The 251-nt window shown below is 52.6% G+C and carries 1 pseudogene; it reads left to right on the top strand.

Annotated elements, in window-relative coordinates:
- A pseudogene (locus tag EOD29_RS33685) lies at positions 1–251 on the top strand (SAM-dependent methyltransferase); the annotation flags it as partial.

The following is a 251-nucleotide window of genomic DNA, read 5'->3' as shown; positions in this document are numbered from 1 at the left end:
GCCAAACTGTTCAGGTACTTCGACATGGATGTCGAGATGGGGCCGAAAAGCCGCCATCTCCTCGCCGACGCCGGTTTCGATAACATCAAGGTCGATTGCTTTATGGTCACGAATCTTGACGGGGATCCACAAGACTTTGCAGACATGATCGAAGCTTGGGAAAATGTCTATGCGGGCGAGATGGCCGTCAGACGGGGCGACTCATCAGATTTCATTCGCAGGTTCCGGCAGGGATTCAAGGATCATGTCTT

It is taken from the genome of Mesorhizobium sp. M1A.T.Ca.IN.004.03.1.1, from assembly GCF_003997555.1.
Lineage (GTDB): Bacteria > Pseudomonadota > Alphaproteobacteria > Rhizobiales > Rhizobiaceae > Mesorhizobium.
This window is presented reverse-complemented; position numbering and strand designations above follow the sequence as displayed.